At 51.1% G+C, this 25,956-nt stretch carries 25 protein-coding genes; 11 read left to right on the forward strand and 14 right to left on the reverse strand.

Features of this window, described 5'->3' with window-relative positions:
- Nucleotides 1–24: 24 nt before the first annotated feature.
- The 5 genes from PJDR2_RS31095 to PJDR2_RS31115 form a co-directional block, all read right to left on the reverse strand.
- Nucleotides 25–858: an ABC transporter permease gene (locus tag PJDR2_RS31095; RefSeq protein WP_015847723.1), complete on the reverse strand. Its 834-nt coding sequence runs from the start codon at nucleotides 856–858 to the stop codon at nucleotides 25–27.
- A gap of 4 nt (nucleotides 859–862) precedes the next feature.
- On the reverse strand, nucleotides 863–1,657 hold the full coding sequence (locus tag PJDR2_RS32785; RefSeq protein WP_015847724.1) for an ABC transporter permease: 795 nt from the start codon (nucleotides 1,655–1,657) through the stop codon (nucleotides 863–865).
- Nucleotides 1,658–1,669: 12 nt separating this feature from the next.
- Nucleotides 1,670–2,725 carry an aliphatic sulfonate ABC transporter substrate-binding protein gene (locus tag PJDR2_RS32790; RefSeq protein WP_015847725.1) on the reverse strand — a complete coding sequence of 352 codons (1,056 nt, stop codon included), beginning with the start codon at nucleotides 2,723–2,725 and terminating at the stop codon, nucleotides 1,670–1,672.
- Nucleotides 2,726–2,752: 27 nt separating this feature from the next.
- Entirely contained in the window at nucleotides 2,753–3,520 is a 768-nt protein-coding gene (locus tag PJDR2_RS31110; RefSeq protein WP_015847726.1) for an ABC transporter ATP-binding protein, read from the reverse strand.
- Nucleotides 3,521–3,771: 251 nt separating this feature from the next.
- Complete coding sequence (locus PJDR2_RS31115; RefSeq protein ID WP_049790096.1) at nucleotides 3,772–4,377, reverse strand: TetR/AcrR family transcriptional regulator; 606 nt, start codon at nucleotides 4,375–4,377, stop codon at nucleotides 3,772–3,774.
- A 170-nt stretch (nucleotides 4,378–4,547) separates the two neighbouring features.
- Between PJDR2_RS31115 and PJDR2_RS31120 the strand changes: the two genes are divergently transcribed.
- Nucleotides 4,548–5,612, forward strand: coding sequence for an SDR family oxidoreductase (locus PJDR2_RS31120; RefSeq protein WP_015847728.1), 1,065 nt, complete (start codon nucleotides 4,548–4,550; stop codon nucleotides 5,610–5,612).
- On the opposite strand, the gene PJDR2_RS31125 is transcribed toward PJDR2_RS31120, so the two are convergent.
- The 3 genes from PJDR2_RS31125 to PJDR2_RS31135 all read right to left on the reverse strand — a co-directional run bounded on the left by PJDR2_RS31125 (nucleotide 5,602) and on the right by PJDR2_RS31135 (nucleotide 7,791).
- Nucleotides 5,602–5,985, reverse strand: a complete 384-nt coding sequence (locus tag PJDR2_RS31125) for a winged helix-turn-helix transcriptional regulator (protein ID WP_015847729.1) — start codon at nucleotides 5,983–5,985, stop codon at nucleotides 5,602–5,604. The two genes, PJDR2_RS31120 and PJDR2_RS31125, sit on opposite strands and share 11 nt — an antisense overlap.
- A gap of 108 nt (nucleotides 5,986–6,093) precedes the next feature.
- The gene (locus PJDR2_RS31130; protein WP_015847730.1) at nucleotides 6,094–6,720 is read right to left on the reverse strand and encodes a nitroreductase family protein; all 627 of its coding nucleotides are present in this window, start codon (nucleotides 6,718–6,720) and stop codon (nucleotides 6,094–6,096) included.
- A 153-nt stretch (nucleotides 6,721–6,873) separates the two neighbouring features.
- Nucleotides 6,874–7,791 carry a ketopantoate reductase family protein gene (locus tag PJDR2_RS31135; protein ID WP_015847731.1) on the reverse strand — a complete coding sequence of 306 codons (918 nt, stop codon included), beginning with the start codon at nucleotides 7,789–7,791 and terminating at the stop codon, nucleotides 6,874–6,876.
- A gap of 242 nt (nucleotides 7,792–8,033) precedes the next feature.
- On the opposite strand from PJDR2_RS31135, the gene PJDR2_RS31140 reads away from it, so the two are divergent.
- Both PJDR2_RS31140 and PJDR2_RS31145 read left to right on the forward strand, forming a co-directional pair.
- Nucleotides 8,034–8,576, forward strand: a complete 543-nt coding sequence (locus PJDR2_RS31140; protein WP_049790097.1) for a TetR/AcrR family transcriptional regulator — start codon at nucleotides 8,034–8,036, stop codon at nucleotides 8,574–8,576.
- Nucleotides 8,577–8,630: 54 nt separating this feature from the next.
- A complete protein-coding gene (locus tag PJDR2_RS31145) occupies nucleotides 8,631–10,307 on the forward strand; it encodes a DUF2339 domain-containing protein (RefSeq protein ID WP_015847733.1) in 1,677 nt (558 codons plus the stop codon).
- Between the two features lie 94 nt (nucleotides 10,308–10,401).
- On the opposite strand, the gene PJDR2_RS31150 is transcribed toward PJDR2_RS31145, so the two are convergent.
- Nucleotides 10,402–12,588: an S-layer homology domain-containing protein gene (locus tag PJDR2_RS31150; protein ID WP_015847734.1), complete on the reverse strand. Its 2,187-nt coding sequence runs from the start codon at nucleotides 12,586–12,588 to the stop codon at nucleotides 10,402–10,404.
- 98 nt (nucleotides 12,589–12,686) lie between these two features.
- Entirely contained in the window at nucleotides 12,687–13,040 is a 354-nt protein-coding gene (locus tag PJDR2_RS31155) for a winged helix-turn-helix transcriptional regulator (RefSeq protein ID WP_015847735.1), read from the reverse strand.
- A gap of 140 nt (nucleotides 13,041–13,180) precedes the next feature.
- Here PJDR2_RS31155 and PJDR2_RS31160 point away from each other — a divergent pair, with 140 nt between their 5' ends.
- On the forward strand, nucleotides 13,181–13,534 hold the full coding sequence (locus tag PJDR2_RS31160; protein ID WP_015847736.1) for a DoxX family protein: 354 nt from the start codon (nucleotides 13,181–13,183) through the stop codon (nucleotides 13,532–13,534).
- 89 nt (nucleotides 13,535–13,623) lie between these two features.
- Here PJDR2_RS31160 and PJDR2_RS31165 read toward each other — a convergent pair whose 3' ends face one another.
- On the reverse strand, nucleotides 13,624–14,466 hold the full coding sequence (locus PJDR2_RS31165) for an SDR family oxidoreductase (protein WP_015847737.1): 843 nt from the start codon (nucleotides 14,464–14,466) through the stop codon (nucleotides 13,624–13,626).
- Nucleotides 14,467–14,595: 129 nt separating this feature from the next.
- On the opposite strand from PJDR2_RS31165, the gene PJDR2_RS31170 reads away from it, so the two are divergent.
- The 5 genes from PJDR2_RS31170 to PJDR2_RS31190 all read left to right on the forward strand — a co-directional run bounded on the left by PJDR2_RS31170 (nucleotide 14,596) and on the right by PJDR2_RS31190 (nucleotide 19,342).
- Entirely contained in the window at nucleotides 14,596–15,165 is a 570-nt protein-coding gene (locus PJDR2_RS31170) for a TetR family transcriptional regulator (protein WP_015847738.1), read from the forward strand.
- 153 nt (nucleotides 15,166–15,318) lie between these two features.
- Nucleotides 15,319–16,197, forward strand: a complete 879-nt coding sequence (locus PJDR2_RS31175; protein ID WP_015847739.1) for an aminoglycoside phosphotransferase family protein — start codon at nucleotides 15,319–15,321, stop codon at nucleotides 16,195–16,197.
- 97 nt (nucleotides 16,198–16,294) lie between these two features.
- A complete protein-coding gene (locus PJDR2_RS31180; RefSeq protein WP_015847740.1) occupies nucleotides 16,295–17,173 on the forward strand; it encodes a sigma-70 family RNA polymerase sigma factor in 879 nt (292 codons plus the stop codon).
- A gap of 19 nt (nucleotides 17,174–17,192) precedes the next feature.
- Complete coding sequence (locus tag PJDR2_RS31185) at nucleotides 17,193–17,558, forward strand: DoxX family protein (RefSeq protein ID WP_015847741.1); 366 nt, start codon at nucleotides 17,193–17,195, stop codon at nucleotides 17,556–17,558.
- 149 nt (nucleotides 17,559–17,707) lie between these two features.
- A complete protein-coding gene (locus PJDR2_RS31190; protein ID WP_015847742.1) occupies nucleotides 17,708–19,342 on the forward strand; it encodes a response regulator transcription factor in 1,635 nt (544 codons plus the stop codon).
- Nucleotides 19,343–19,452: 110 nt separating this feature from the next.
- Here PJDR2_RS31190 and PJDR2_RS31195 read toward each other — a convergent pair whose 3' ends face one another.
- The 3 genes from PJDR2_RS31195 to PJDR2_RS31205 form a co-directional block, all read right to left on the reverse strand.
- Complete coding sequence (locus tag PJDR2_RS31195) at nucleotides 19,453–20,289, reverse strand: carbohydrate ABC transporter permease (RefSeq protein WP_015847743.1); 837 nt, start codon at nucleotides 20,287–20,289, stop codon at nucleotides 19,453–19,455.
- Nucleotides 20,290–20,300: 11 nt separating this feature from the next.
- Nucleotides 20,301–21,197: a carbohydrate ABC transporter permease gene (locus PJDR2_RS31200; RefSeq protein ID WP_015847744.1), complete on the reverse strand. Its 897-nt coding sequence runs from the start codon at nucleotides 21,195–21,197 to the stop codon at nucleotides 20,301–20,303.
- Nucleotides 21,198–21,313: 116 nt separating this feature from the next.
- Nucleotides 21,314–22,705: an ABC transporter substrate-binding protein gene (locus PJDR2_RS31205; RefSeq protein WP_015847745.1), complete on the reverse strand. Its 1,392-nt coding sequence runs from the start codon at nucleotides 22,703–22,705 to the stop codon at nucleotides 21,314–21,316.
- A gap of 207 nt (nucleotides 22,706–22,912) precedes the next feature.
- On the opposite strand from PJDR2_RS31205, the gene PJDR2_RS31210 reads away from it, so the two are divergent.
- Both PJDR2_RS31210 and PJDR2_RS31215 read left to right on the forward strand, forming a co-directional pair.
- Nucleotides 22,913–24,721 (forward strand): cache domain-containing sensor histidine kinase, encoded by a 1,809-nt coding sequence (locus PJDR2_RS31210; protein WP_015847746.1) that lies wholly within the window; start codon nucleotides 22,913–22,915, stop codon nucleotides 24,719–24,721.
- A 305-nt stretch (nucleotides 24,722–25,026) separates the two neighbouring features.
- Nucleotides 25,027–25,938, forward strand: coding sequence for a dihydrodipicolinate synthase family protein (locus tag PJDR2_RS31215; RefSeq protein WP_015847747.1), 912 nt, complete (start codon nucleotides 25,027–25,029; stop codon nucleotides 25,936–25,938).
- The last annotated feature ends 18 nt before the right edge of the window (nucleotides 25,939–25,956 follow it).

The following is a 25,956-nucleotide window of genomic DNA, read 5'->3' on the forward strand; positions in this document are numbered from 1 at the left end:
TCCAAGTAAAATTTCGATCTATAATTAACCTTTATAGCTGTTGTTCCAGCGCAGGCATCTTCTCTCTACCAGCCGCACTACCGAATCCGACAGCTTGCCGACCAGAGCGAACAAGATAATGCCAACGAACACAATGTCCGTCTGCCCATACACTCGGGCATCCTGGATCATATAGCCAACGCCTGCGCTTGCGCCCATCATCTCCGCTACGGCAAGCAGCAGCCAGGAGGTCCCGACGGATAACCGGACGCCAAGCAAAATATTCGGAAGCGCCGCCGGAATAATCAGCTTCGTCAGCAGTTGAAGCTTAGAGTATTGCAGAATGCGCGTCACCTCGTACAGCTTGCGGTCCGCGCTGCGCACGCCAAGATGCGTATGGAAGTAAAGCGGGAAGAAGGAACCTAACGCGATAAGCAGTACCTTCGAGAATTCGCCTACTCCGAACCAAAGAATGAACAGCGGAATTACCGCAAGTAGCGGAACCGTCCGCAGCATTTGAATGCTTGGATCAAGCGTACGCTCCGCCCATTTGCCCAGACCGGTAAATACGCCAAGAAATAGTCCCGTGGCACCGCCCAGCAAGAAGCCTCCGCCTGCCCGAATCGCGCTTGTAGATACATGCTTCGCCATATCCCCGTCCACGCAGAGCTTCCAGAAAGCCTCCGCAATCCGGGATGGCGCCGGCAATGCCGACTCGGATACAAGCCCAAGCGCCGATGCCGATTCCCACAAGGCCAGCACGATAACGGGCAGTACCCAGCCGTACAGCCATTTCGGCATTCCCGCCCGACGCTTTCGGCCAATCGCCGCTTGCCTTCCGCCGGCTTTGGAGCCTAATGTCACCTCGTTTGCACTCATCCCCTTATCCCTCCCCGCCTAAGGAATCCCGCCAGCGCAACAGTCTCTTCTCCGCCAGCCTTACCAGCGAATCGGTAACCTTGCCAACTACCGCGAACACAATAATGCCTACGAAAATAACGGACGTCAGCGAGAACGATCGCGCGTCGTTAATGATATAACCGATGCCGGAGCTGGAGCCCATCATCTCGGCCACAACCAGGCCAAGCCAGCTTACCGCGATGGAGAGCCGAATGCCTAGAAAGAGAGAAGGAAGAGAAGCAGGCAGAATAAGCTTCGTAATCGTCTGCCATCTCGTAAATTCCAACACGCGCGCTACGTCAAACAAATTGCGGTCTACGGAACGAACGCCAAGGAAGGCATTCACGTAGAGAGGGAAGAAAGCCCCCTTCGCGATCAGCAGGATTTTGGACGTCTCGCCAAACCCGAACCACAAAATAAATAGCGGGGCAACGGCCAGGTGAGGCAGCGTCCTGAGCAGCTGCAGCGATGGATCAAGCAGCCGCTCGGCTTTGAGCGAGAAGCCTACCCATAATCCGGCCACTAAGCCAAGCCCCCCGCCGATCAGGAACCCCAGCGCTGCCCTCCCCGCCGAAACGCGCAGGTTGCTCAGCAGCTCGCCCGAGAAGAGCATGCGTCCGAATTCGTCCACAATGTCCTTTGGAGGAGGAATCAGCACGGCATTCACAGAGCCGTTTGAGGACGCGATCTGCCAGATGACCAATACTGCCAGCGGAACCATCATTCCGATCAGCACATGAACCGCGCGCAACGCAAGCTTATTCCTCGTTATCTGCATGATTGCACCTCTTTACTTAAGAGCTTTTTCGATGTATTGGTTGTCGAACACGTCTGCCACTTTAATCTGTTTGCGGATGGTGCCTAATTCGTATTGGAAATCGGCCGTTTTTTGCTGATCGGCGATGGTCTCGTCGCTTACCGGGATATTAATCATGGTCGAACGGGATTGAATGCCCTTCACCAGTTCGAGCGGAATGCTGCGCTCGTCGGCGTAACGCTGGAACGCTGCGTCTTGATTGTCAGCTTCCCATTTACGCGCCTCTTCGAATGTCTTCAGATACAACGTCACAAGGTCCGGATACTTCTTCGCGAATTCCGAACGAACCAGCTGGAACGACGGGGACAATACGCCTTCGCTCTCGCCGTCTGCCAGCACGCGGGCTTTGCCGCTCAATGTATTCAGGGAAATGTACGGGTCCCATACCGCCCATGCGTCCACCTTGCCGCCCTCGAAGGAAGGCTGCGTCTCATCCGGCTGCAATTGAATCTCTTGAATATCGGATTGCTTCAGACCTGCTTTATCCAGTACCCGGTAAAGGAAGTTATAAGCGTTGCTTCCCTTCGTTACCGCTACCTTCTTGCCTTTCAGATCGGCAATGCTCTTAATGTCGCTGTTCGCCGGAACAATGATCGCCACGTTGTTCTTACCGTCAAGCAGCTGTGAGATGATCGTGAAATCAACGCCTGCCGCCTGCGCGGCGATCGGAGGCATGTTGCCCATGCCCGCAAAATCGAGATGATTGGAAGCCATCGCTTCAATCATCGGAGGACCGCTCTGGAACTCTACCCATTCCACTTTGGCACCCAATGCTTCAAAGGCATTTTCAAACCATTTCTCTTCTTGCGCTTTGCCGAACAGACCGCCTTTGCCCTGCACGCCAATCTTAACGGTTACGCCGTCATAGGAAGCCGGGGCAGTCGAGGCATTGCCTTCCGCATTCGCCGAAGCGCCAGCCGATTCGGCAGGCTTGTTATTAGCGCCGGTATTGTTATTGGAATTGCCGCAGCCCGCTACGATAAGGACCAAAGCGATGATTGCCGTTATCAAACCGTATGTTTTTCTCATATATCTGCATCTCCCTCAAGTTTCCGATTAAATGCCTGCACCCTGATCAAAGAGGGGCGGCTGTTCTACCTTCTCAAACTCGCCAAGCACCTTCGAGCGAAGCTCCTGGAAGGCTGCTCCCGTCCGCTTGCGCGGGTAGGGAAGATCAACGTTAATGACATTGCGGATATGGCCGGGACGCGGGTTCATGATAACGACCTTCTCCCCGAGGAATACCGCTTCGTCCAAATCATGCGTAACGAACAGCATCGTTGTCTTGCTGTTTTGCCAGATGTCCAGCAGCGCCTCCTGCATATGCGTGCGGGTGAAGGCATCCAGCGCTCCGAACGGCTCGTCGAGCAGCAGAACCTCCGGCTTGCGGAGAAGCGCTCTTGCAATCGCAACCCGCTGGGCCATCCCGCCGGACAGCTCCTTCGGATAAGCCTTCTCGAATCCTTTCAGACGGACCAGCTCAATCAGCTCGTCGACCTGACGGCGGACCTGCGCGTTGCCAAGCGACAAGTTGGCGGCAATGTTTTTCTCGACGGTCAACCATGGAAACAACCTAGGCTCTTGAAAAATAAACCCTTTATCCACGCCCGGCCCCGTAATGGCCTTGCCGTTTAACTCCACCGTTCCTTCATAAGCCGTATCCAGCCCTGCTACGATCTTGAGCAAAGTACTCTTGCCGCAGCCGCTTGGTCCGATAAAGGTAATGAATTGTCCCCGCTCTACCTGCAGCCGAATATTGCTTAGCGCTACTACCGGTCCCGCGGGAGCAGCAAACGTTTTGTTTAAACGCTCAATCGTTAGCATAAATGCCGCCTCCAGCTTAATCTAGATTTTTCACACCGATTTACTTGGAATTATAATTATAAAAAATAGGGCATCTGCCCTCGTTACTTGTACCCTTATCAATCTCTGGATGTCCAGTCGATATTCTGGCGTACTTTTCCACAAACCGAATAATCGCTCGGTTTGTTATTGGCTAAATTGTAGCAGTGGCCCCCATTTGTTGTCAATCACAAAAAAAAGCGAGTTCTGCACTGCCGCGCAACCCGCTTTTCCTACTGCTTGGTCCTTGCCGCAAACAGAGCGACAATCGAGCTCGCACGAGCAAGGATCGGCACTTCCGCACCAGGCACCTTCTGCAGGGTTAAGCCCTGAATCAAGCTTACGAAATAATAGGCTAGCTCCAGCGGATCGCCGCTGACAACAAGCCCTTCCTGCTGGCCCTGCTTCATCATGGCCGCAACCGGCCCAAGGTTGTTGGTGAAACGTTCCGTTACAGCCTTCCGAATTTCCTCCGAGGAAGCGTCCGATAGACGTGATGTATGAATAAGGATTGTATAAGCCCAGCTATTTTCAAGAGCAAGCCAAGATTCAGCTAACATAAGGAGCTTTTCCAAAGCCGGACATTCCTGTTCTGCAATTCGGGTGACATGATCCCCGTATCCCGTCTGTCCTCTTCGCAGAATCTCGCTTATAATCTCGGTTTTCGATTTAAAGTAATGATACATGTTGCCAATGCTCATGCCCGCTGCCGCAGCGATATCGTTGATGCTTACCGAACCGATCCCTTTAACGGCAATGGTCTCGAGGGCGGAATCAAGAATGTGGTTAACTCTTTTCTCCCTTTGCATGAGGTCCTTCTCTACGTTTCTAGGCGACATAAAACAAAGCAGCCCCTTTCTTGACCTCCATTATAGCAGAGGGCATGAAACAGGGCGATCCCGGCCCTTCCATGGTTACTTGAAGGTGCGTATAGGAGTTGAAAGTGCGTACTTCACGGCTTCCCTTTTCTGTTTCACAATAGTCATCAGAAGCAGAGGAGGAATGTTAGATGAAAACAACGGACGCATCCAAAACAGCCCTGGTCGTAGGCGCAAACGGCGTGATCGGACGGAATCTCATTGATTATCTGAGGACGCTTTCCGAGTGGGATATTATCGGCGTGTCGCGCCGCGGCGGAGAGGATTCGCAGCGGGTGCGGTATATCGCGGCCGACCTACTGGACGAAGAGGATACCGGGGAGAAGTTAAGCGGCCTGACCGCCGTTACGCATATCTTTTACGCTGCCTATCAGGATCGGCCTACGTGGGCTGAGCTTGTAGCTCCCAACCTTGCCATGCTCGTAAATGTAGTCAATGCCATTGAACCGATTGCGCGGAATCTGCAGCATATCAGCCTCATGCAAGGCTATAAAGTGTACGGGGCGCATCTTGGTCCCTTCAAGACGCCGGCGCGCGAGACGGATGCCTATCATATGCCGCCCGAATTTAACGTCGATCAACAGCAGTTTCTTGAACGGCGGCAACCGGAAAGCAGCTGGACATGGTCGGCCCTTCGTCCATCGGTTGTTGCCGGTTTTGGACTAGGGAATCCCATGAACCTGGCGATGGTTATCGCCGTCTACGCTTCGATGTCCAAGGAGCTTGGGCTGCCGCTTCGTTTCCCTGGGAAGCCCGGCGCTTATCACAGCCTGCTGGAGATGACCGATGCGAATCTGCTTGCCCGCGCAACCGTATGGGCGGCTACCGACGAACGCTGCGCCAATCAGGCTTTTAACATTACCAACGGCGACCTGTTCAGGTGGAATGAGCTTTGGCCGAAGATCGCCGCCTATTTCGGCCTGGAGACCGCTCCTCCGTTACCGATGTCGCTTGAGGTCGTTATGGCGGACAAAGAACCTCTCTGGAATGCCATGATTGATAAATACGATTTGCAGAAATTGGGCTATAAAGACGTCTCCTCCTGGCGGTTCGGGGATTTCGTGTTTTCCTGGGATTACGACTTCTTTGCCGACGGCTCAAAAGCCCGCCGCTTCGGTTTTCATGACTATATCGATACGGAGAAAATGTTTATGGACATATTCGAGGACTTCCGCCAGCGGAAGGTCATTCCTTAATTTCGTTATCGGATACCGGAGGCTGGAACAATACCTTGCCTTTGCCGCCGTACTTTTTGTCGATATACCCATCGCCCCACCGGCACATCGCATGCAGGATATCCTTCAGGCTCCACCCGTAATCCGTTAACTCGTATTCAACTTTCGGAGGTATCTGATTATAAGAAATGCGGTTGATGATTCCATCCCTCATTAGTTCATTTAATTGCTGCGTCAGTACTTTTTGCGATATGTCGGGAATTAGGCGCAGGAATTCGCCATTACGCTTCTTGCCGAATGTAAGATGGAACAAAATGACCGGCTTCCATTTGCCTCCGATCGCTTCAAGAGTGGCTTCGACCGCGGTATTGAAAATTTTCTCCTCATTTTGCATAGCCTTGAATCGCCTCCTATGCTCAACTTTATCATTTTACCTCCAACAGGAGTACCGTTCCGATGCAAAAATAAAGGGCGTCCATATGATGGACGCCCTTACCACGCATTAGAAACGCTCAAAGCTGACGAACTCGCCAACCGGCTTGCGGTAGCCGCGTACCCGGCGGTTCGATGTATCCTCTTTCCCGATGCCTATGAGCAGCGCGGGAACATAACGATCCGGCACGTCCAGCACCTTCACCATGGCTTCCGGATCAAAGCCTATCATTGGGCTCGTATCCCAGCCTTTCTCTTTGGCTGCGAGCATGAACAGCATAGCGGATAGATTCGCGTTACGGATCGCCTCGTCCCGTTTGAATGCCTCGCCGCGCTCTTCGTAAAATTGCTGCACGGACTCGACGGTATGATCAAACTCCTGTTTATTAATAACGCCGAGATGCAGCAGCCCTTCATTGATCTCCGCCGCATTGCGATGCGCATCCAGATGGCCGAGAACCAGAATAACGGCCGAAGCGGTTTGTACTTTATACTGCTTGTTAGCCGCTTCATACACTTTCTGTTTCATCTCTTCGTCCCTAATCACAATATAATGAGCATGCTGCAGATTGAAGGATGACGGCGCGTACTTCACAAGATCAAAAATTTCATTCAGCTCTTTATCCTCAATGGAAACCCCTTTAATAAATTTGTTTGCGGATCTTCTCTCAGTAACTACGGATACGAAATCGTTCATTTCGCCCGCCTCCTCTATGTATAATTGATGTATGCATGTATTATCTTTAATTTAATTATCTTAACTTTAAGACATTTGGAATGGAAATGCAAGCCTTTTTATTTAAAACCCGCAAACAGCGCTTCTAAAGACGCCCTGTTTGCGGGTTTTGCTCTATAGAATAACTCCTTGATCTTTCAACCATAAGCTAAAATCTTTGCTCAATAATTCAATCTCGCCGTACGCATTGTCCGCGTAATCCGTAAACAGAACCTCGCCCACAAGCTTCGTTCCTAATAGCTTGAGAAAGACAAAATCCAATATGGAATCGGGCACGATCAAAGCCCATCCGAACATGGCCGGAGAAAGCTGCACTCCAGACCTCTTCAATGCCTTCAGGTAGGTTTTAAGCGAGGTTGTCATTTGATGCGCGGTTTTTTTGCTTTGAGCTTCGGCCTGGTCCATTCTTTTACCGTCGACATACAACTGATTGATCATAGCGATTTGCAGCACGGCATGGGTAATCTGGAAGCCCGTCATATCCTTTGCAATCGTGTACGGGATATTTGCCATTCTAAACAACCGGGCGAGTGCCGCGGTCCGTTCCGTTTTTCGACCGTTAATTTCGCCAAACATCGTCGCCTGTATAATGCGCGGGCCAAATTGGGAGTGCAGCAACCCGTCCACAATCTGTCCGCCCGCGCTGGGAAAGCCGGGCAATAGTCTGTCTCCGATGATGTTCAACCAGGAAGAATAGCCGGATGAGGTGTTAGTCATCGTTACAATGTTTGGACTCCGGTTATCCTTAAGCGCGAGCAGCGCCGCTTCCGACTGGTCGTACCGGACGGGCACAAAAATAAAATCATAAATGTCGTCATTGAAGAGCTTTTCGATAACATGAACCTTTACCGACTTTAAGTTCCCTTTATCCATGTATTGAAGACCATGCTCATTTAAGGTTTTGAACCTATTGGCACGGGCAAGCATGGTGACATCGATACCTGCCTGAATGAATTTAACCGCATAGGTGCTGCCGATTACGCCCGCGCCAAATATAAGAATACGGGGTTGCCGTTGTACAGTTATGGTCATATGGGACATCCTCTCCTCTACCTAAGCAACAGGCAACTACTGTCGTAAAAGCAACACCTGCATGATAGTATAGTAAGACCCAATACGCATTCGTTCAATCATCAAAAAATCAATTGTGTTGCTTAGGCAACATAACGTCAAATATGATGGCGGACGATAGGAAAGGAATCCATTTTATGCCGCTTCAGCAAGGAACGGACCCCCGTGTGATACGAACACGATTACTGATACAAGAAGCTTTTATGGCTTTAGCAGAGCAAAAAGAGTTTGAAGCGATTTCGGTGAAAGATATCGCCGAGAAAGCCTCTATTAATCGGGCAACGTTTTATGCCCATTATGTAGACAAGTTTGCCTTGCTGGATGACATGCTTACCGAACGTTTTGCGCTCCTCGCATCAGAGCGGATTCCGCCCGGCCAGTCCTTTAACGAGGATTCCGCAAGACAGCTTATCGCGTTGCTATGCGAGTTCCAAATATTGTTTTATAAGCAGTGCAAGATTGACACGCGGTCTATCGCTGCTGTTGTTGAGGATAAGGTGAAGAAGCAGCTGCATGAAATGCTCCTCCAGATGCTGCAAAAGCAAGCCGCGTCCGCGGATATCGGAGAGATAGAGCCGGCCGCTCATATGATTGGCTCGTCGATTTACAGCGCCACAAGATACTGGTACAACAATCAGCATTCGAGCAATGCCGATAAGCAGATCGAGGATATGCTTGTTTTTGTAATGTCCGGCACAAATTCGCTTGGGCTTCTTCCCTCCCATCCTTTTCCTGTACTATCATAAATGTGTGTATACTTAGAAGAATGACCATTTTTGGCAAAACAGGAGGCTGCCTAATTGGAACTTGATGATCGAGTAAGCAGACTGGAGGCAAGGATTACCGAGCTGGAAAAAGAAATAACGGAATTAAAGGAAAGCAAACAATCCTTATACAAGCCTTACGTCCCGCCTGTCCTTCCCAAAAATTCGCCAAGAGCTCCGTATACCCCAGTAGGGCATTCTGCTGCGCAGAAACAGGAAATAAAAAAGGAAAAGCCCGATTGGGAGCATCTGATTGCGCGGGTATGGCTGCCGAGAATCTTTTTATTCGTGCTTCTTATCGGCATCATCTGGGGATTCAAAGCAGCCGTCGATGGCGGGTTCCTGACGGAGACCATGCGCTGTATCCTTGGTTATGTGGCCTGCGGAGCTTTTATATTCGTCGGATTCAGGCAGCAGAAGGCCAAGAGGCCGCTGCTTGCGCAGGTTTTATTCGGAGGCTCCATCGGCATTGGCATGCTCACTACCTTTGCGGCCCACGGCCTATATGAATTAATGAACGTGCCTGTGGCATTCATCCTCAATATCGTGTTTGTCGTTTTGGGAGTCCTGTTCTCCCATAACCTGAGATCACAGGCTTTGGCTATGCTGGCGAGCGCGGCAGGCGTTCTAACGCCGTTTTTGCTAAATAGCGATCATCCGTCCGTCATATTTTTTGTCGTGTACGAGGCTTTGCTGTTCGTCAGCTTTATGGTCTTTGCATTAGGCAGAAAATATGCGGCATTATTCTATCAATCCTTTGTCTTGCTGCAAATCGCATTCGCGATTTATGAGTTAATTGCGGACGGGAATGAGAAAATCGTTGCACTAGGGATACTCGCACAGCAATTAGTGCTATTGCTCTCTATTTTCGCCAAAACTCCGCTGATCCGGCATCAGCTTCGACTGCTCGTTTCAAGCTTTGCACTAACAGCCCTGTGGTTTAAGCTGTCGTATTCGGAACTGGCCTTTAACGTGGCTATGCTTGCGTTCTTTGCCATGTACGCTCTGATAGCTTTCTGGTTCTTGAAGAAACAGAAAGAGGAGAGCAAAGATAAAGTTCCTTACGCCTTAACGGTTGCAAGCTATGCCCTGTTGTTCAGCTTGGCTAACTTCCTACCGGCTGAATCCGTGCCCGTAGTCTTATTGATTGAAGGGGTTGCGGCATTATGGCTCGGATTCGTTGTAAAGTCGCTCACGCAGCAAATCAACGGCATTGTCATTTATTTGATTGGCTGCATCCTTGGACTCGATACCGTAATGGGATTCATGGACAGCATCGTCTCGATGGCAACGCTCATTTGGATCGTTTTGCTCGTAACATTGGGCTGCTTAATTAAGATGGTTTCTCGCTTTGGCGTTGGCAGAAGCACCAAGGAGGCCTTGCTTGTCCTCTGGTATGGCATTGGTTTAGCCCTCCTGACGTTCCTTACCGAAGTAACGAATGTATTAACGAAGGATCTCAACACAAACGCGCAGCATCTTTTAGTATCGGCCGTTTGGGTCGTCTACTCGGTTGCGGTAATCGGATACGGACTGAAAAAACAAATAAAGAAAGCAAGGCTGACAGGTCTCGCCCTGTTATTCCTGACCCTGATGAAAGTCATTTTTATGGATCTGCCAAGCGTCTCCTTACTTGCTAAAGCGGTTTTATTTATGGGACTTGGCTTCATCGGCATTTTATTATCGCGATTCTTCTACAACAAGAAAGATTAGCCTGGGCATTCGGATATTTGCACGCAAAAAAAACCATGCTACCGCAATGAAGGCGATGCCTCCTTGCGCAAGTAGCATGGTTTCTTTGTTTATTTTAAGCTTTAAACTGGCCAAGTAAGGCTTTAATGTCCGGATTCAGATCCAGAACGCGCACAATCATGCTCAAAGCTTCCGCTCTGGTCGACTGCTCTTGCGGGGCAAAGATGCCCTCCGCACGGCCATTAACGATACCCGCCGATGCCGCGCCGCGAATGTCGTCGGCATTCCAGACGCCCGCGATGTCATTGAAGCTTGCGGTCTGCTCCGAGCCTGCCGCCTTGAAGTCCACAATACGGCTGAGGATGGCGATGATCTCGGCACGCGTAATCACTTCATCGGGTCTAAACGTACCGTCTGCATAGCCCGTAATGATTCCGCTCGCGGCCAATGCTTTAATATCTTGACCCGCCCAGTAGCTTTCCTTCACGTCGGTGAAGGCCTTTGTACCGTTTTGCGCGATGAACGGGAACACCCTAACGATCATCGCCGAAAATTCCGCGCGCGTAATCGAAGCATTCGGGCGGAAGGTGTCGTCCTGATACCCCGTAATAAAGCCCATCGCGGCGAACAGATCGATATTGGCTTTGCCCCAATGCTGGCTCACGTCAGAGAATGGAGTGGAAGCAGGGTTCTTGATTGCTTGCTCAACCTTGCCCTTCAGATCAGCCGTCAACTTCTCCTCGTCTACTACCGTCTTGAAGGTTGACGCAGAAGGCTTCGGATCCGTTGGCACGGAAGGGTTCGAAGTAGAAGGGTTCGATGCCTTAAACGTCAGAACTACCGTGTAAGGGATAGCGTTGCCTTCGGAATCCACCGCGTAAATAATCGGGGAAGAGCTTAGATCCGTTGCCGTTACACCCGATTGCTGCTCAATCCCATTGATTTCAAGGTGATCCCCTGTCGTAACGAACTCCGCCTTGGCGGCGCTAAGATCCGTTCCATTCGGGATATCGGCCATTGTAATCGTATGAGTATTGGCGTCGATTACACCATTCACCTGTACCGGGGAGGTGAGCTTGTAGGAAGTCAGTTCATTTGCCAGCTTTACGTTCACGACATAATTTTGAGTCAATCCGTTCTCGGCAAATACCGTATACGTCTGAGGAACGGTGAAATCATTTGCCGTAGTTCCGGAAGCTTGAAGGATGCTGCCGATCTTTACGAACTGACCGTTTGTCGTAAACGAAGCGACTTTGTTCCGGCGCGTTGTTCCGGTTGGCAAAACAACCGTTACCGCATGCGCGGCTTCATCCACGATACCCGTCACCCCGTCTATGCCAAAGGTAAGCAAATCTTTGGTTGTGCCGGCGTCGCTAGCCGCTTCTTGTACCGTAACCGTATAAGTCTGGGTGTCGCCCGCTTCATCAAAAACGACGTAATCTACAGGCGATGAGAAATCAACAACGTCTTCTCCGCTGATTTGCTGTCCCCAATTTACAGTGACTCTAGTACCCGTCGTAATAAAGGTAGGGACTAACATCGTCCGGTCCGTCCCGTTAGGAACGGTCAGCGTTATCGTATGATTAGCCTCATTGATCGTTCCGATGGACGAAAGCGAGGACAAACCGAAGGAGGTGATTTCCTTAGCCGTGCTAGGAACGCTTTGAATAGCGGCGGTGACGATATAGTTACGCGTGCTGCCATCCAACGCTTGCACGGTGTACGTTACCGGATTCGTAAAATCCTGCGCGCTCGCGCCGCTAACTTGAATATCCTCATTCACTAACACTTTAGCCCCACCGTCATCCGTTGTGAATGTAGGCTTCAAGGCTGTCAGATCCGTACCTTGCGGAACGTAGAGATAAATTAAAAATGCTTCATCGTCGATAAAACCCGTCACTGCAGGATTGGATAAATTAAACGATGTAATGGACCTCAGATTGCTTGGCCCGATTGTAACCGTTACCGTGTAATCCCGGGTGCTGTTATCCTCCGCGACAACGGTTAAGACTCTCGAACTCGAATAATCCGTACGCGTCAAATCGCTGGTATGATTAAGCACGGTTGCGCCGTCGGAAACCGTAAAGCTCTCCAGCATATTATAGACAGCCGAACGGTAAGGAACGACGACCTCTATCGTATGATTCGCGTTATCAATAACGCCCGGATTCCCTTCCACCGAGAACGATAGGAAATCCTTTGACGAACTTTCCGCATCCGCGAATATCATTTGCGGAAATATGCTGATTAATAAACAAAAAACGAGTGCGAGTGCTGCGGATTTTTTTATTGCTCGTTGCACTTATGTAAGCCTCCCCAATTAACTCTATTGATCTAGCACATATTAGTATACAGGATTGCCTTCGGTTATTGCGCAATTTATAGGCGAGGAATATCCGTTTATTCCGACTTCTCCCCTGAAAGTCCCGCCCCGTGCAGCAACTCCATGTGCTGAATATGATCCTCGCCCCAATCGTTCATAACCTGCAGCACTTTGCTTAATCCTTGACCGTACTCCGAAATCGAATATTCGACCTTTGGAGGAACCTGGTTGTACACCTCGCGATGAACGATGTCATTATACTCAAGTTCTCTTAATTGCTGGGTAAGCATTCGTTTGTTAATGTCCGGTATGGCTTTAAGAAGCTCGCTGAAACGCATCGTCCCGTTGGTAAGAAGCTGGAGTAGAATAACGGGCTTCCACTTGCCGATCAATATATCGAGTGCCGATTCGAATTTGCAATATTGCTTCATGGCCTCTCCCCCCCTTATGCTGCGCTAGGTAACTTTTTATTTACTTTGTTTAGATAAAGTGCCTACTTCCTTCTCTCGTTGGCTCGGGTCTATTATAACTTACAGGACAGCTATCAGAGATCAGGAGGTCAACATTTTTGATGAATATCACATTATGGATTATTCAGGCACTTACTGCCCTAGGTTTTATTTTCTCAGGTTGGTTAAAAGCTTTTCAATACGAAAAAGCTATGGCTTCTTGGGGTTGGGTCAAAGACCTTTCGAAGGGATTTGTCGCCTTTATCGGGCTGGCGGAACTGCTTGGAAGTATTGGAGTTTTTCTTCCCGAGGCGCTTGGTATTGCGCCAATCTTGACGCCGGTCGCGGCTGCCGCGCTTGCCGTTGTTGTCTTGCTTGGCGCGGCACTCCATGTTGCACGCAAGGAATACAGGGAGCTAGGCGTAAACCTTGTCTTCTTCCTGCTAGCCGCCTTGGTTGCCATTGGCCGTTTCTAAGCCACGCAACACGGCGCCAAAAAAACAGCCCTCCGCCCGGCCAGCAGCCGGGTAGAGGGCAATTATAATCACGGTATACGTTCCTTGGCTTAGTCTTCCTTCGGAAAATCGGTTGAGAAAGCGAGCTCCTTCTGCGCCTCCAGCTCCTGAAGACGGCCGGTCAGCGCCTGATGAATGACCTGATAGCAGTCGCTGCCAAGGGCAATTCTTTTGGGTGCGGGATGCTGGTCAACGCTGTCGATCATAATGACTGCCATCTTGGCCGGGTCCCCGATGGAGACGGCTGTTTTATCCTCTACGATCTTTCTTGCCTGAGCTGCCGGAGTGATATCGTATGCTTCCATTCTAGAAGCAAGCTTGATGCTATGATGCCTGAAGTTCGTGCGCGCTCCGCCCGGCTCCACGATTGTAACGCCGATATTAAAAGGAGCGACCTCCTGCCTCACGGCCTCGATAAAGCCCTCAATTCCCCACTTCGTCGCATGATAGAGCGACCCGCCCGCGAACGCGGCTTGTCCGCCTACCGTTGAGAGCTGTATGATGCGCCCTCCGCCCTGTGCGCGCAAGTGTGGCAAGGAAGCCCGTACCAGCTGTATGGAACCAACAAGGTTGGTGTTAATCTGATGGGTAATCTGTTCATCCGTCAATTCCTCCGCCGCGCCGATAAGGCCGTAACCCGCATTGCTGACAACAATGTCGATTGTACCCAATTCATCGAAGGCCCGGTTAACAACCGTATAAATAGCCGGGGTGTCGGTCACGTCAAGATGAGCCGCCCACAGAAGATCGCCGTACTTTTCCTTAAGATCATCCACCACGTCCAGATTACGCACCGTACCGGCCACGCGGTCGCCGCGCTCCAGAAGCTGCTCGGTCATATGCCGGCCAAAGCCGCTGCTAATCCCCGTAATAAACCAAGTCCGTTGTGCCATCGTTCATTCCTTCTTTCATGGAGGTTCTGATCAGCGTATATAACTAACCAGTTAGTTAAATATAGTCCTTTCTAACCGGTTAGTCAAGTATGCTATACTAGGTCAAAAATGAACGAAGGATGATTACCGATGAGAAATGCCGAAGCGACGCGCGAACGGATTCTGGAAGCCGCCATGGACGAGTTCTCCACTTTCGGCATTGCCGGGGCACGGGTCGACCGCATCGCCAAAACCGCCGGCTGCAATAAAAATCTGATCTATATTTATTTCGAGAATAAAGAGACGCTCTTCACCACGGTTCTTCAAAAGCACCTCGACCAGGCGTTTGAAGGCATTCCCTTCTCGTTTGACGATATTCCGGGCTTTGCCGTCAACGTATTTGATTTCGCTATGGCGAATCCAAAGATTATGCGGCTTCTTATGTGGTTCACGCTGGAGCAGAATACGGTCAGCAGTCTCCCCGTACGCGATGTCGCCCATGAACACAAGATAGACAAAATAAGCAAAGCGCAAGCAAACGGCAGGATAAGCTCAGCCCTTCCCCCCGCTTTTCTTCTCACGTCCATTATGACGATTGCGACCTCTTGGGCGGCAACCAATCCTTTTGGCCCCGGACTCAACCCGGAAGCGGCGAAGAGTCACGATGCCCTGCGAGAATCCGTCGTCAAAGCAGTCGAGCTGCTGCTTCAAGCAAAATAAATAAACGCCTAATGAATGCCCGTGCACTTCGCGACATTCATTGGGCGTTTTTTTTGCGTTATAGCCGTTTTCTCCTTTGATATGACTAAGACGGGTTGTTATGATCTAGGTACCAATACGATGCAGCGATTAATTAAGAAAAGAGGCGAGAATATGATTGAAATTACGACCGAGCTGGTGCGTGGATTAATTGGCAGTCAATTTCCGGAATGGAAGGACTTAGAGATAATGCCCGTGGAAAAAAGCGGACACGATAACCGTACCTATCGGCTGGGCAACGACATGACGGTACGCCTGCCGAGTCACGAACGGTACGCCTCGGCTGTTGCGAAAGAGCTGATCTGGCTTCCCGTGTTTAAGCCTCTCCTATCTCTGCCTATACCCGCTCCCGTTGCGCAAGGCAAGCCTACCGCGGAATATCCTCTTCCCTGGTCCGTTAACCGCTGGCTCGAAGGCGATACCGTTACGTACGCCAATATCCGCGACCTCAACGAATTTGCCGAAGACCTCGCCGGCTTTCTGAAGGAACTGGAAGCCATTGATGCAAAGGACGGCATCCCGGCAGGCATACAAAACTTCCATCGCGGGGGAAACTTAGCCGTATACGATTCCGACTCCAGACCGGTCATCGAGAAGCTGGGCGAGGAGTACGACCGGAAGCTTCTAACCGAGATTTGGGAGCTTGCCCTTGCGACGAAATATGAAGCGGCTCCGCTATGGCTTCATGGCGACGTAGCCGTAGGCAATCTGCTTGCGCGGAATGGCCAGCTGTCCGGCGTCATTGATTTCGGAACCATGGGTGTTGGCGACCCTTCCAGCGATCTGGTCATGGCATGGAACTTTTTTGACGAGGCCAGCCGCAAAGTATTTCTGAGCGCCATGAATGCCGACCAGGATACCGTTAACCGCGCACGCGGCTGGGCCCTATGGAAGGCGCTTATTACTTATGCCTGGAATGAGCCGGGCACGGAGGCTTCGGATTGGGGCAAGCGTGTTATCGATGTTATTTCATGCGAGTATGCATCGCTTTAACCTCATAAGCATTTTTAAAAATTTTATTATACTCTGTCACATCGGGCTGTCTCGATACGTCATCCCAATGAGAGCAAATTAGAAGGGAGTGTTGTCGATGACTGATTCAAGTTGGCTGACGGATCAGTTCGAAGCCCATCGTTCCCATTTGCGTTCGGTTGCTTACCGGATGCTTGGAAGCTGGAGTGAAGCAGAGGATGCCGTTCAGGAGTCGTGGTTCCGGTTAACCCGCTCCGAAACGGAAGCCATTGAAAATTTAGGGGGATGGCTGACCACGGTGGTTTCGAGAGTATGCCTCGATATGCTGCGTTCTCGCAAAGCAAGGCGCGAAGAACCGATAGAGGCTTACGATATCGGGAAGTCTATCGATAACAGACCGGAAGGCAATCCCGAGAGTGCAATGCTGATGGCCGATTCCATCGGGCTGGCCTTGCTTGTCGTGCTCAGCACTTTAAGCCCCGGTGAACGGGTTGCTTTTGTGCTTCATGACATTTTTGCCATACCTTATGCCGAGATCGCCCCAATTATTGGCCGGTCAGAGGCAGCCGCGAGACAAATGGCCAGCCGTGCGCGCCGCCGCGTTCAAGGGGCAAAGACTTCATCCGGCACGGACCTTTCTGTTCAGAAGAGACTTGTAGATTCCTTTCTTGTGGCGGCGAGGAGCGGCGATCTTGACGCATTGCTGAAAGTACTCGACCCGGAAGTCGTGCTGCGATCCGATCGCGAAGCCTCTCCGAACGAAGTACGCGGCACGCATGCGGTAGCCGAGCAATTAATGTTTGGGCGCGCCAAAGCTGCGCGAGCCGCAATTATTAACGGAGAGGTTGGCGTTACCGTATCGCCTGGCGGCCAATTGCTTCTCGTTCTGGCTCTCGCTTATGCGGATGGGAAGATTGTTGGAATTGACGTGATCTCCGATCCCGACCGTATAAAAAGCCTGGATCTAGTTTCATTGAACGATACTTTACCCCTTTAAATGAAGAGGAGGAATGAATATGGTTGTTATGACGATTGTTCTTCAGAGCCTGCTTTTGGCCTACTATCTTTTCTCCGGTACCGCCAAGGTTCTCGGAGCCAAGTATTGGACCGGCATTTTTACGCATCTTGGACTATCCCGGGAATTCCGCATCATTACCGGCTTCGTCCAATTGATCGGTGCCGCGGCTTTATGCGCTGGCTATTGGGATAACGGGATACTTGATTTGGCCGTTATTTGGTTAGCCATTACAATGCTGGTTGCCTGCTTCGTTCATCTCAAGGCGCGTGATTCTTTCGGCAAAACAGCACCTGCCCTCGTCTTCGCTATACTGAATCTAATTATTCTTTCCGCTAACTTCAACGATCTCTCTTCATTCTTCTGAGTTAGCCTTATATTTTAAAGCCACGTATCCCTCAAAATTGACATAACCGGTCCATTCTTTACGCTTATCCCGTAGCCCGATTCAAGCCAATCTGCCTTTCCGGTATAATTATTTTAATATTTCGTAAAATTCGAATCCGGGTGAATGCCATGCTAAAAGTAATGATTGTCGAAGACGAACCGCTTATTCGCGCTGGCTTAAAGCATTATTTCCCTTGGGAGCAGCTCGGCGTCGGCGGAATTGTGGAGGCCGAGAATGGCAAGGCCGGCGTAGACGTGGCTCTGCGGGAAGAGCCGGATTTAATCGTGACCGACATTCGTATGCCCGAGATGAACGGGCTGGAAATGATCGAGCAGTTAAAGCCGCTGCTTCCGAATGCCAGCTTTATCATTCTCACCGGCTACAACGAATTCAAATACGCGCAGGAGGCTATCCGTCTAGGCGTTGTTCAGGAGTATTTGCTTAAGCCGCTGGAGTATGACGTCAGCATGGAGGCGATAACGGCCTGCATCAACCGGTTGGAGCAGAAGCGGGAAGAGCGGCGGAAGAAGCGGGAATTCGAGGCAAAAGCCGCCGAGCTAACGAAATGGCAATACGGTCAGGCTGTGAAGCAGCTTATGGACGGAAGCCTATCCGATATACCGGGCTGGAGACAACTGCTTGGATTTAATGAGCAGTCAGAGTTGACTTACGTGACGCTTGCGGCAAGCTGTTTTGGCCGCAGCGGACTGCAACAGGAGCGCAAATGGCGCCAGACAGCGGAGCAGCTTATAGGCAAGGCAGCTGCCGAGATTTCCCCGGGGCATCGGCTTATGGGCTACATGAGCAGAGGCAGGCTCTATGTTCTGTTGGTACTCGCAGGACTATCCGATCCTTCAGGGGCAGACCAGCTTCTTAGCAGGCGGTTATCCTCTTCCCTGAATCCAATCCATCCCGATACTCGGCTTTATCTCTCCGTAGGGCCTGCAACGTCCGATCTGGCAAAAGCAGGAGCAGCGCTCAAATCTGCCGGACTGAGCCTGCTCCAACGTTTTGCTTCACCCGGACAATGGTTGATATCAGCCGACCATTTGCCGGCTGATGAAGCCCCGGCAGGCGGCGACCGCTTCGTCTCGCTTCACCCGGATGACCGCAAGAAGCTGCAGGCCTGCCTGGAGCAAGGAGACTCCGTTGCTGCCGGCGAGCTGATGGACAGGTTATGCGAGCAATCGGAGAAGGCTCTGCCCCATATTCAGGCGGAACAATGGCTCGTATTCCTGCAGGAGATTATTAACGTCACCCTGCGCTTTGCCCACAAAGAGGGCATACCGGTCCAGGGAGTATCCAGCGAGAAGCTTCTTGATTTGTCTTTTGTCCATGACTACAGGACCCTCAAGAGCCTGTTCGAATACCTGGCGTTATGGGTCGTTCATCTGAACGATGTTTACTCTAAACAGACTCACCAGTCATCCCAGGAAAATGCGGTGTTCAACCAAATAAAAGGGTTTATCGAGAAGAACATTGATCAGGAGCTCAGCTTGCAGATGGTGGCCGATCATTTCTTCTATAACCCCTCTTATTTAAGCCGGCTGTTCAAGTCGAAGCTGAATCAGAACTATTTGAGCTTTGTCACCGAAATTCGCATTGATTACGCCAAGAAGCTGCTTCGCGACACTAATCGGCTTGTGACCGATGTATGCACGATGTGCGGTTACAAGAGCTACAAGCATTTCGTGAAAATGTTCCGGCTTGTGGCGGGCACAACGCCAACCGACTATCGGAGGCAGCTCGGTATCATGCATTAAAAAAAGTGGGCTATCCATTCGTCACTAGGTGACAAAGGGATAGCCCACTTGCACTGGAGGAAGTCCAATGTATGGAGGATTGCTGCATCAAATCATGCTCTAAGTTACTTTTACCCTTTTACGGCCCCCATCGTAATGCCTTGCGTGAAGGCTTTCTGGAACAACAGGAAGATTACAATCATCGGAAGCGAGGCGAAGGCCGCGCCTGCCATCAGCACGCCGTACGGCGTCGTATATTCACCCTTCAGCGTTGCGACGCCGAGCGGCAGCGTCATCATAGGGGTAGACCGGATCATAATGAGCTGGCTGAAATAATCATTCCAGGCATTGATGAAGGTAAAGATCGCAAGCGCCCCAAGCGCGGGCTTGAGCAGCGGAAGCACGATGCTGTAATAAAGCCTAAGCTCGGTGCAGCCGTCTACCTTGGCCGCCTCGAGCAGCTCTCCGGGCAAGGTCTGCGCGAATTGTTTAACGAGAAAGATGCCAAAGGGCCAGCCAATTGCGGGCAGAATTAACGCTTTATAATGGTCGATCCAACCGAAGTCGGCAATCATCGTAAATAGCGGAACCAGAATAACCTGCTTAGGCAAAGCCATGGCTGCGACAAACAGCGTAAAAATGATTTTCCGTCCGGGAAACTGCTTTTTTGCCAGCACGTAACCGGCCATGGAGGCTACGAGGCATACGCCCGCCATCTCAGCCGCGGCAACAAAGAAGCTGTTGAAGGTCCAGCGCCAGACGGGATTTTTGAACAGAACCGTGAAATTATCGAGCGTTGGAGCGTGCGGGAACCATTCCGGCGGAATAGCCACTGCCACGTTTTGCACCTTGAAGGCGCCGGTGACGATCCAATAGAAGGGAAAAATAAAAAACAGAGCCACCGCAAGAAGCATGATATTCGAGATCAGCTTTTTTGGTTTTTTTCGAAACGGCATGTATGCATTCATGAGCTTACCTCCTAGTACTCAACGTCGCTGCCCAAAAATTTGAACTGAATGAGCGAAATGATGCCAATGACAACCGCCAGAATCATGCCCATCGCGGCTGCTACGCCAAACGATCCCAGCATAAACGCTTTCTCGTACACGCCGTACATGACGGTCGAAGTAGCGTTAAGCGGCCCCCCAGCGGTAAGGAGCTGGACAATCGCAAAGGTCTGGAACGTATTAATCGTCGTAATGACGATAATGTACAGATTCGTTGGCATCAGCATCGGCCATATGATCTTCCGGAATATTTGTCCAGGAGTAGCCCGGTCAATTTGAGCGGCTTCGATGTAGGAGGTTGGGATATTCCCCAAAGCGGCTACGTACAAAATAATCGGCTGGCCGACGGAGGTCGTCACAAGCACCGCGATTATCGCGAATAATGCCGTCCGGAGATCGCCCAGCCAGGCAATGGGCTCCGCTCCAAACAAGCTGGTTACATAGTTCAGAATGCCGTAATTCGGATCATAGATAGAGGCCCATACCACGGTGATACTGACAACCGAGGACACCGCCGGCAAGTAGAACACGCCTCGGAAGAAGGATCTCGCCAGCTCGCTCTTCCGGTAAATCGTGTTGGATACGAAAATCGAAAAGGCAATAACCGCCGGAACGGTAATAAGAACGATAAGGATCGTGTTCTTCATCGATTTCAAAAAAGTCTTATCGCGGAACAGATCGGCATAATTGCGGAGGCCGATAAATTCGAATCGATTCAGGCTGTAGTCGAACAAGCTGATATAAGCGCCTCTGAGCATCGGATAAGCGACGAACAGCAGGAAGAAGGCAAGTGCGGGAAGCAGGAATAAATAGCTGGCCAGCCATTCGCGCCATAACAAGCGTTTGGATCTTAGAGCCGTTAAAAGCATGATGAGTCTCTCCTTTCCTTTCTGGTAACAAAAGAGCAGCGCACAAGCGCATATAAGCCGGGGCAAGCTTGGCTTCTATGTCGTTAAGCCTGTGCGCTGCTCAGTAGCACGCCTTCTTATTTCAACTGGGCTTTGGCTTTCGCAATCGCTTCATCGGCGCTTTTCGCGAAGCTGTCCAGCGCCTCTTTGCCGGTCTGCTGGCCTAACAGAACGCTTTGCAGCGCCGGGAACCAGTACGTGCGAATCTCCGCATAACCGTCCGCGATGGTTGGAGGTGCCGTGATGAACTGGCGGGCGAGCTCCGAGTAAGCATATTCCTCATCGTCGTACAGGCCCGTAATCGAATTGCGCACGGACAAGCCGCCGGTCTGAATCAGGTTTTTCTTGCCGTATACTTCATCATTGGCTACAAAATCGATAAACGTTTTTGCCGCTTGAATTCTGGCATCATCTCCGTTGTTGAAGATCGCCATGCCTCCCAAGTAAGGCTCCAGCTTAGGCGCCGATCCGTCCAGCGTCGGGAACGGCAGCAACGCTTCTTCAAACTCCGCTTTTTTGATCGTCGAGTTTTGCGCTTTCAACACGGCGGAGTAGTTGATGGAGAATGCCACCTTGCCTTGCAGGAACAAATCGTTGACATCGGATGCCGCAAGCGCCGCGGAGCCCGAAATGACAAGCTTATCCTTCTGTGCTTGAGCGATCCAATCCAGCGCCGCGCCGGCTTGGTCCGTATTGATGGCAATGGCGGAGAGATCATCCTTCAGGAAAGAGGAAAGACCCAGGTTCGCAATATACGCCCTTGTGCCTTGGTCGCCGGCTTGGCTCTTGGCGAAGAAGACGGACGGAATAACGTCGGGAGCCTTTTCTTTCACCGCTTGCAGCGCAGCCTTATACTCGTCAAAGCTCCATACGCGGTCCTTGCGGTCCAGCGGAAGCAAATCCAGGGCGCCTATTTTCTCGAATACCGTTTTGTTTACGGCCATCATGAACGGAGCCGTGTTAATCGGGTACATAACCGTTTTGTCGCCTACCATGGACTGCTTCCAGAACGCTTCCGGAATATCGCTGCGCACCTCGCCTGATATCATGTCGTCGAGCGGTGCGAGCAGCCCTTTTTTACCCCAGTCGATAATTCGTCCGGGTGCGTCATAAATGACATCGGGAGCGGAGTTGGAGGCAATCGCCACGTTCAGCTTCTCCGGCCCTCCGTCAAACGTAATCATTTCAAGATTCACTTTGATTTCCGGGTGTTTCTGGTTGAATGCGGCAATCATTTCTTTCTCGTACTTGCCAACCTCTCCGTCTAAAGCCTGGAAGTTGGGAAAGTTCCACCATGTAATCTCTACGGGCTTGGCTTCCGGCGTTGCCTCACTGCCGCCCGATGCGGTTGTCTGCGGTTCGCTTGATGTCTTGTTGCCCGGTGCGTTGTTGTTGGAACTGCAGGCTGCCGTAAGCATAGCTAACAAGATTGTCATTATAATCGTTGCCTTCTTCTTCGGTGCTGCCATATCTATTCCCCCTGCTCCTGATTAGAGACAAGCAGCTGCAGCTTGCCCGTCTCCTGCCGTTTAAGCATAATTTATTTGAAAAATGGGGAGAATCCCCCGGATTTTACATGACATTCCCCTTTTTTTACGTCATCTCGTCTATATTATCATTGCAGTAGCAAATGTTATAAACAGTGTTATATTTAGGTCGTAAAGGCGGTGAGAAGCTTGGGCGGATTCAGACAATTGCGCGTCAATCATCAGATTTTCATTCTTATGATTTGCATTATTACCCTACCGTTGACGATCATGTCGGGCATCGTGTACCTGTTCTCGCTTCAAACGGTAAAAAACGAATATCAGAACAGCGCCAACCTTATTCTGAACAATTTGTCCTTCAATATCGATCAATACCTGCAAAGCATTGAGACCGGCACGCTTACCGCCCAGCTCGACAGCCAGCTGCAAAGCTCGCTTGTCCATTGGTCGGAGAACAAGAATACGGATCCAAGCGATATCAGCATCAAATACGGCAGCGTCATAGAACAATTTATCAGCCGTATTGAGCTTACGGTCAAGAACGTCGATAGCGTGCAGGTATTTGCCGGCGGCCGGATCTTCTATTCGGCGGACTTTAATCAATCCGACTATAACACGGACGATGTATTCAACCAGGACTGGTATAAGAAAACGCTCCATTCGCAAGGCAAGGCGGTTTTGTTTGGCGCGCATACCCCTTTTCTGCGGACGAATTCTTCCGAATCGGTCATTTCGATCGCCAGGGTCATCAACAAGACGGGAACCAGATCCAACCTGGCCGTCATCCTGGTCGATATCCGGCTTGATTCCCTTCGCGAGATCTTAAGCTTGTCCGAGAATACGAACCGGAATTTTCTTATTCTCGATGACGAGGGCGGTATCGTCTACTCCTCGGACCCTAATCAGGAGCAGCTGCTGAAGGATCTTGGGCAGCCGGGCAGTCAAGCGAAGCTGCAGACGTACACGGGGAACTATTACTCCGCCATGAACGGCGTCCCTTCTTACCTGAACTTTATTACTTCGCCTTTCTCCGGCTGGAAGGTTATTCAGTACATGGATGAGCATAACATGACAAAGGATGCGGCCATGTTCCGCAAAATATTGCTGTGGGGCGCTTTATGCTCCCTCGTTACGGCGCTGCTGTTCATGATTATGCTGTCCAAACGCGTCACTAAGCCGATTATTCAGCTCAGCAAGCAGGTCAGGGCGGTTGGGCTTGGGAAGTTCGACGTCGACCTCAGCACGCAGCGGCAGGATGAGTTCGGCGTGCTCTATAAGGGTATCCGCAAAATGGTGGAGGATCTGCAGGAGCATATCGAACGGTCGTCCATGACTCTTGCCCAGCAGAAGGTAGCGCAATACGGAGCGCTCAAGAGCCAGATTAACCCGCATTTTCTGGCCAACGCGCTTGAGTCGATCCAGATGAAGGCTATCATTGCGGGGCAGCGGGATATTGCGGATATGGTGGGCCTACTTGGCCGGCTGTTCCGCATTCATATTCAGACAGGCAAAGATATCGTAAGCCTGAAGGAGGAGCTGGAGCATACCCGGCTATACGTGAAGGTGCAGCAAATGCGCTTTGGCGACAAGATCAGCTATTCGGAAAAAATCGAACCCGGCGCCGAAACGCTTCCGGTTCTGCATTTCTCGCTGCAGCCGATTGTGGAGAACGCCATCGTTCACGGCTTGGAGCGCAAAAGCAGCCAGGGCAGTCTTCAAATAGCCGCCTTTGTTTCCGGACAAGCCCTGCATATTGAAGTCACGGATAACGGTGCCGGCATGAAGGAAGAGGAGTTCGCAAAGCTCCGTCAACGCTTGAACGAAGCGGCCGAGGATACGCTTGGCAGCACGCATATCGGCGTCAAAAACGTGCAGGACCGCATCCGCTATTATTACGGTGACGGATATGGACTCGCGATTGAAAGCCAGCCTGGGCAAGGTACGAAGGTGACCCTTCGGTTCCCTGCCGCCAAAGCGATTCCTGACTCCCCGCGTTAACTAAAACCTCTGAAAGTCTCGTCCAAGCGGCGGGACTTTTTCTTTTCCGCCATTTTGGAAGCGCTTCCCACAGGGATACCTCTCTTTTTACACCCCAAGGTTCATTTTTTACCTCATCGCCCGAAACCGCAGGCAAAGCTGATTTTTTGTGTTAAAACGTTAGCTAAGGACAGCCGGCAGTCCTTACCGCAGTTCAAACCAACGATCGGAACGCTGTGTTCCAAAAGGGAGAAAATTATTTTCATCCGTTCCCAAGGAGAGAAAATAATCCTCCAATTACTTCAAGAACAATAGGGGGACTAACCGTGAGCCTGCAAAAATTTCATGGCATCATTCCAGCTTTTTACGCTTGTTACGACAATGACGGAAACATCTCAAAGGATCGGACCGGACAACTTGCGTCCTATTTGTTAGCCAAGAAGGTACAAGGCGTGTACGTAGGAGGAAGCTCTGGCGAGTGCATTTATCAAAGTATCGAAGAGAGAAAAGCGGTACTCGCTTACGCGGCGGAAAGCCTGAAGGGCAAGATGACGCTTATCGCTCACGTTGGAGCACCGTCCACCAGAGACAGCATCGAGTTGGCGAAGCATGCCGCAGAGCTTGGTTATGACGCTCTTTCCGCTATACCGCCGATTTATTTCAAGCTGCCGGACAGCGCGGTCATTCGTTATTGGAACGACATTATGGATGCAACCCCGCTTCCGTTCATCATCTATAACATTCCGCAGACAACGGGCTACCAGTTAACGCCTGCCGTATTCCGCGAGCTGCTTGCAAGCGACAAGGTTATCGGAGTAAAGAACTCGTCTATGCCGGCGCTCGACATCGAGCGGTTTAAATCCGTCGGCGGTGACCGCGTTATCGTCTTTAACGGTCCGGACGAGCAATTCGTGGCCGGCCGCATGATGGGAGCGCAAGGCGGAATCGGCGGCACTTATGCCGCTATGCCGGAGTTGTTCCTGGAGGCCAACGTATTGCTGCAGGAAGGCAAGCTGGAAGAAGCTACGCGTCTTCAAAGCGCGATCAACGACCTCATCATTGCGCTTTGTTCCTTAAACGGCTCGATGTATGCCGGCATCAAGGAAGTGCTTCGCGCAAGAGGGGTAGACATTGGCGGCGTTCGGGCTCCGCTCGAGAACCTCAGCGGCGATGACGGAGAGAAGATCCGGCAGATTGTCGCCAGCATCGATAAGGCCATTGCCAATTTTGTTCGCTAGAAAAGTCCACTGCCAGAT

Source organism: Paenibacillus sp. JDR-2 (genome assembly GCF_000023585.1).
GTDB lineage: Bacteria > Bacillota > Bacilli > Paenibacillales > Paenibacillaceae > Pristimantibacillus.

Bases quoted from the DNA above. Each gene is read 5' to 3' on its own strand.
- PJDR2_RS31095 (WP_015847723.1), bottom strand. From the start codon at position 858: ATGAGTGCAAACGAGGTGACATTAGGCTCCAAAGCCGGCGGAAGGCAA.
- PJDR2_RS32785 (WP_015847724.1), bottom strand. From the start codon at position 1,657: ATGCAGATAACGAGGAATAAGCTTGCGTTGCGCGCGGTTCATGTGCTG.
- PJDR2_RS32790 (WP_015847725.1), bottom strand. From the start codon at position 2,725: ATGAGAAAAACATACGGTTTGATAACGGCAATCATCGCTTTGGTCCTT.
- PJDR2_RS31110 (WP_015847726.1), bottom strand. From the start codon at position 3,520: ATGCTAACGATTGAGCGTTTAAACAAAACGTTTGCTGCTCCCGCGGGA.
- PJDR2_RS31115 (WP_049790096.1), bottom strand. From the start codon at position 4,377: ATGTCGCCTAGAAACGTAGAGAAGGACCTCATGCAAAGGGAGAAAAGA.
- PJDR2_RS31120 (WP_015847728.1), top strand. From the start codon at position 4,548: ATGAAAACAACGGACGCATCCAAAACAGCCCTGGTCGTAGGCGCAAAC.
- PJDR2_RS31125 (WP_015847729.1), bottom strand. From the start codon at position 5,985: ATGCAAAATGAGGAGAAAATTTTCAATACCGCGGTCGAAGCCACTCTT.
- PJDR2_RS31130 (WP_015847730.1), bottom strand. From the start codon at position 6,720: ATGAACGATTTCGTATCCGTAGTTACTGAGAGAAGATCCGCAAACAAA.
- PJDR2_RS31135 (WP_015847731.1), bottom strand. From the start codon at position 7,791: ATGACCATAACTGTACAACGGCAACCCCGTATTCTTATATTTGGCGCG.
- PJDR2_RS31140 (WP_049790097.1), top strand. From the start codon at position 8,034: ATGGCTTTAGCAGAGCAAAAAGAGTTTGAAGCGATTTCGGTGAAAGAT.
- PJDR2_RS31155 (WP_015847735.1), bottom strand. From the start codon at position 13,040: ATGAAGCAATATTGCAAATTCGAATCGGCACTCGATATATTGATCGGC.
- PJDR2_RS31160 (WP_015847736.1), top strand. From the start codon at position 13,181: ATGAATATCACATTATGGATTATTCAGGCACTTACTGCCCTAGGTTTT.
- PJDR2_RS31165 (WP_015847737.1), bottom strand. From the start codon at position 14,466: ATGGCACAACGGACTTGGTTTATTACGGGGATTAGCAGCGGCTTTGGC.
- PJDR2_RS31170 (WP_015847738.1), top strand. From the start codon at position 14,596: ATGAGAAATGCCGAAGCGACGCGCGAACGGATTCTGGAAGCCGCCATG.
- PJDR2_RS31175 (WP_015847739.1), top strand. From the start codon at position 15,319: ATGATTGAAATTACGACCGAGCTGGTGCGTGGATTAATTGGCAGTCAA.
- PJDR2_RS31180 (WP_015847740.1), top strand. From the start codon at position 16,295: ATGACTGATTCAAGTTGGCTGACGGATCAGTTCGAAGCCCATCGTTCC.
- PJDR2_RS31185 (WP_015847741.1), top strand. From the start codon at position 17,193: ATGGTTGTTATGACGATTGTTCTTCAGAGCCTGCTTTTGGCCTACTAT.
- PJDR2_RS31190 (WP_015847742.1), top strand. From the start codon at position 17,708: ATGCTAAAAGTAATGATTGTCGAAGACGAACCGCTTATTCGCGCTGGC.
- PJDR2_RS31195 (WP_015847743.1), bottom strand. From the start codon at position 20,289: ATGAATGCATACATGCCGTTTCGAAAAAAACCAAAAAAGCTGATCTCG.
- PJDR2_RS31200 (WP_015847744.1), bottom strand. From the start codon at position 21,197: ATGCTTTTAACGGCTCTAAGATCCAAACGCTTGTTATGGCGCGAATGG.
- PJDR2_RS31205 (WP_015847745.1), bottom strand. From the start codon at position 22,705: ATGGCAGCACCGAAGAAGAAGGCAACGATTATAATGACAATCTTGTTA.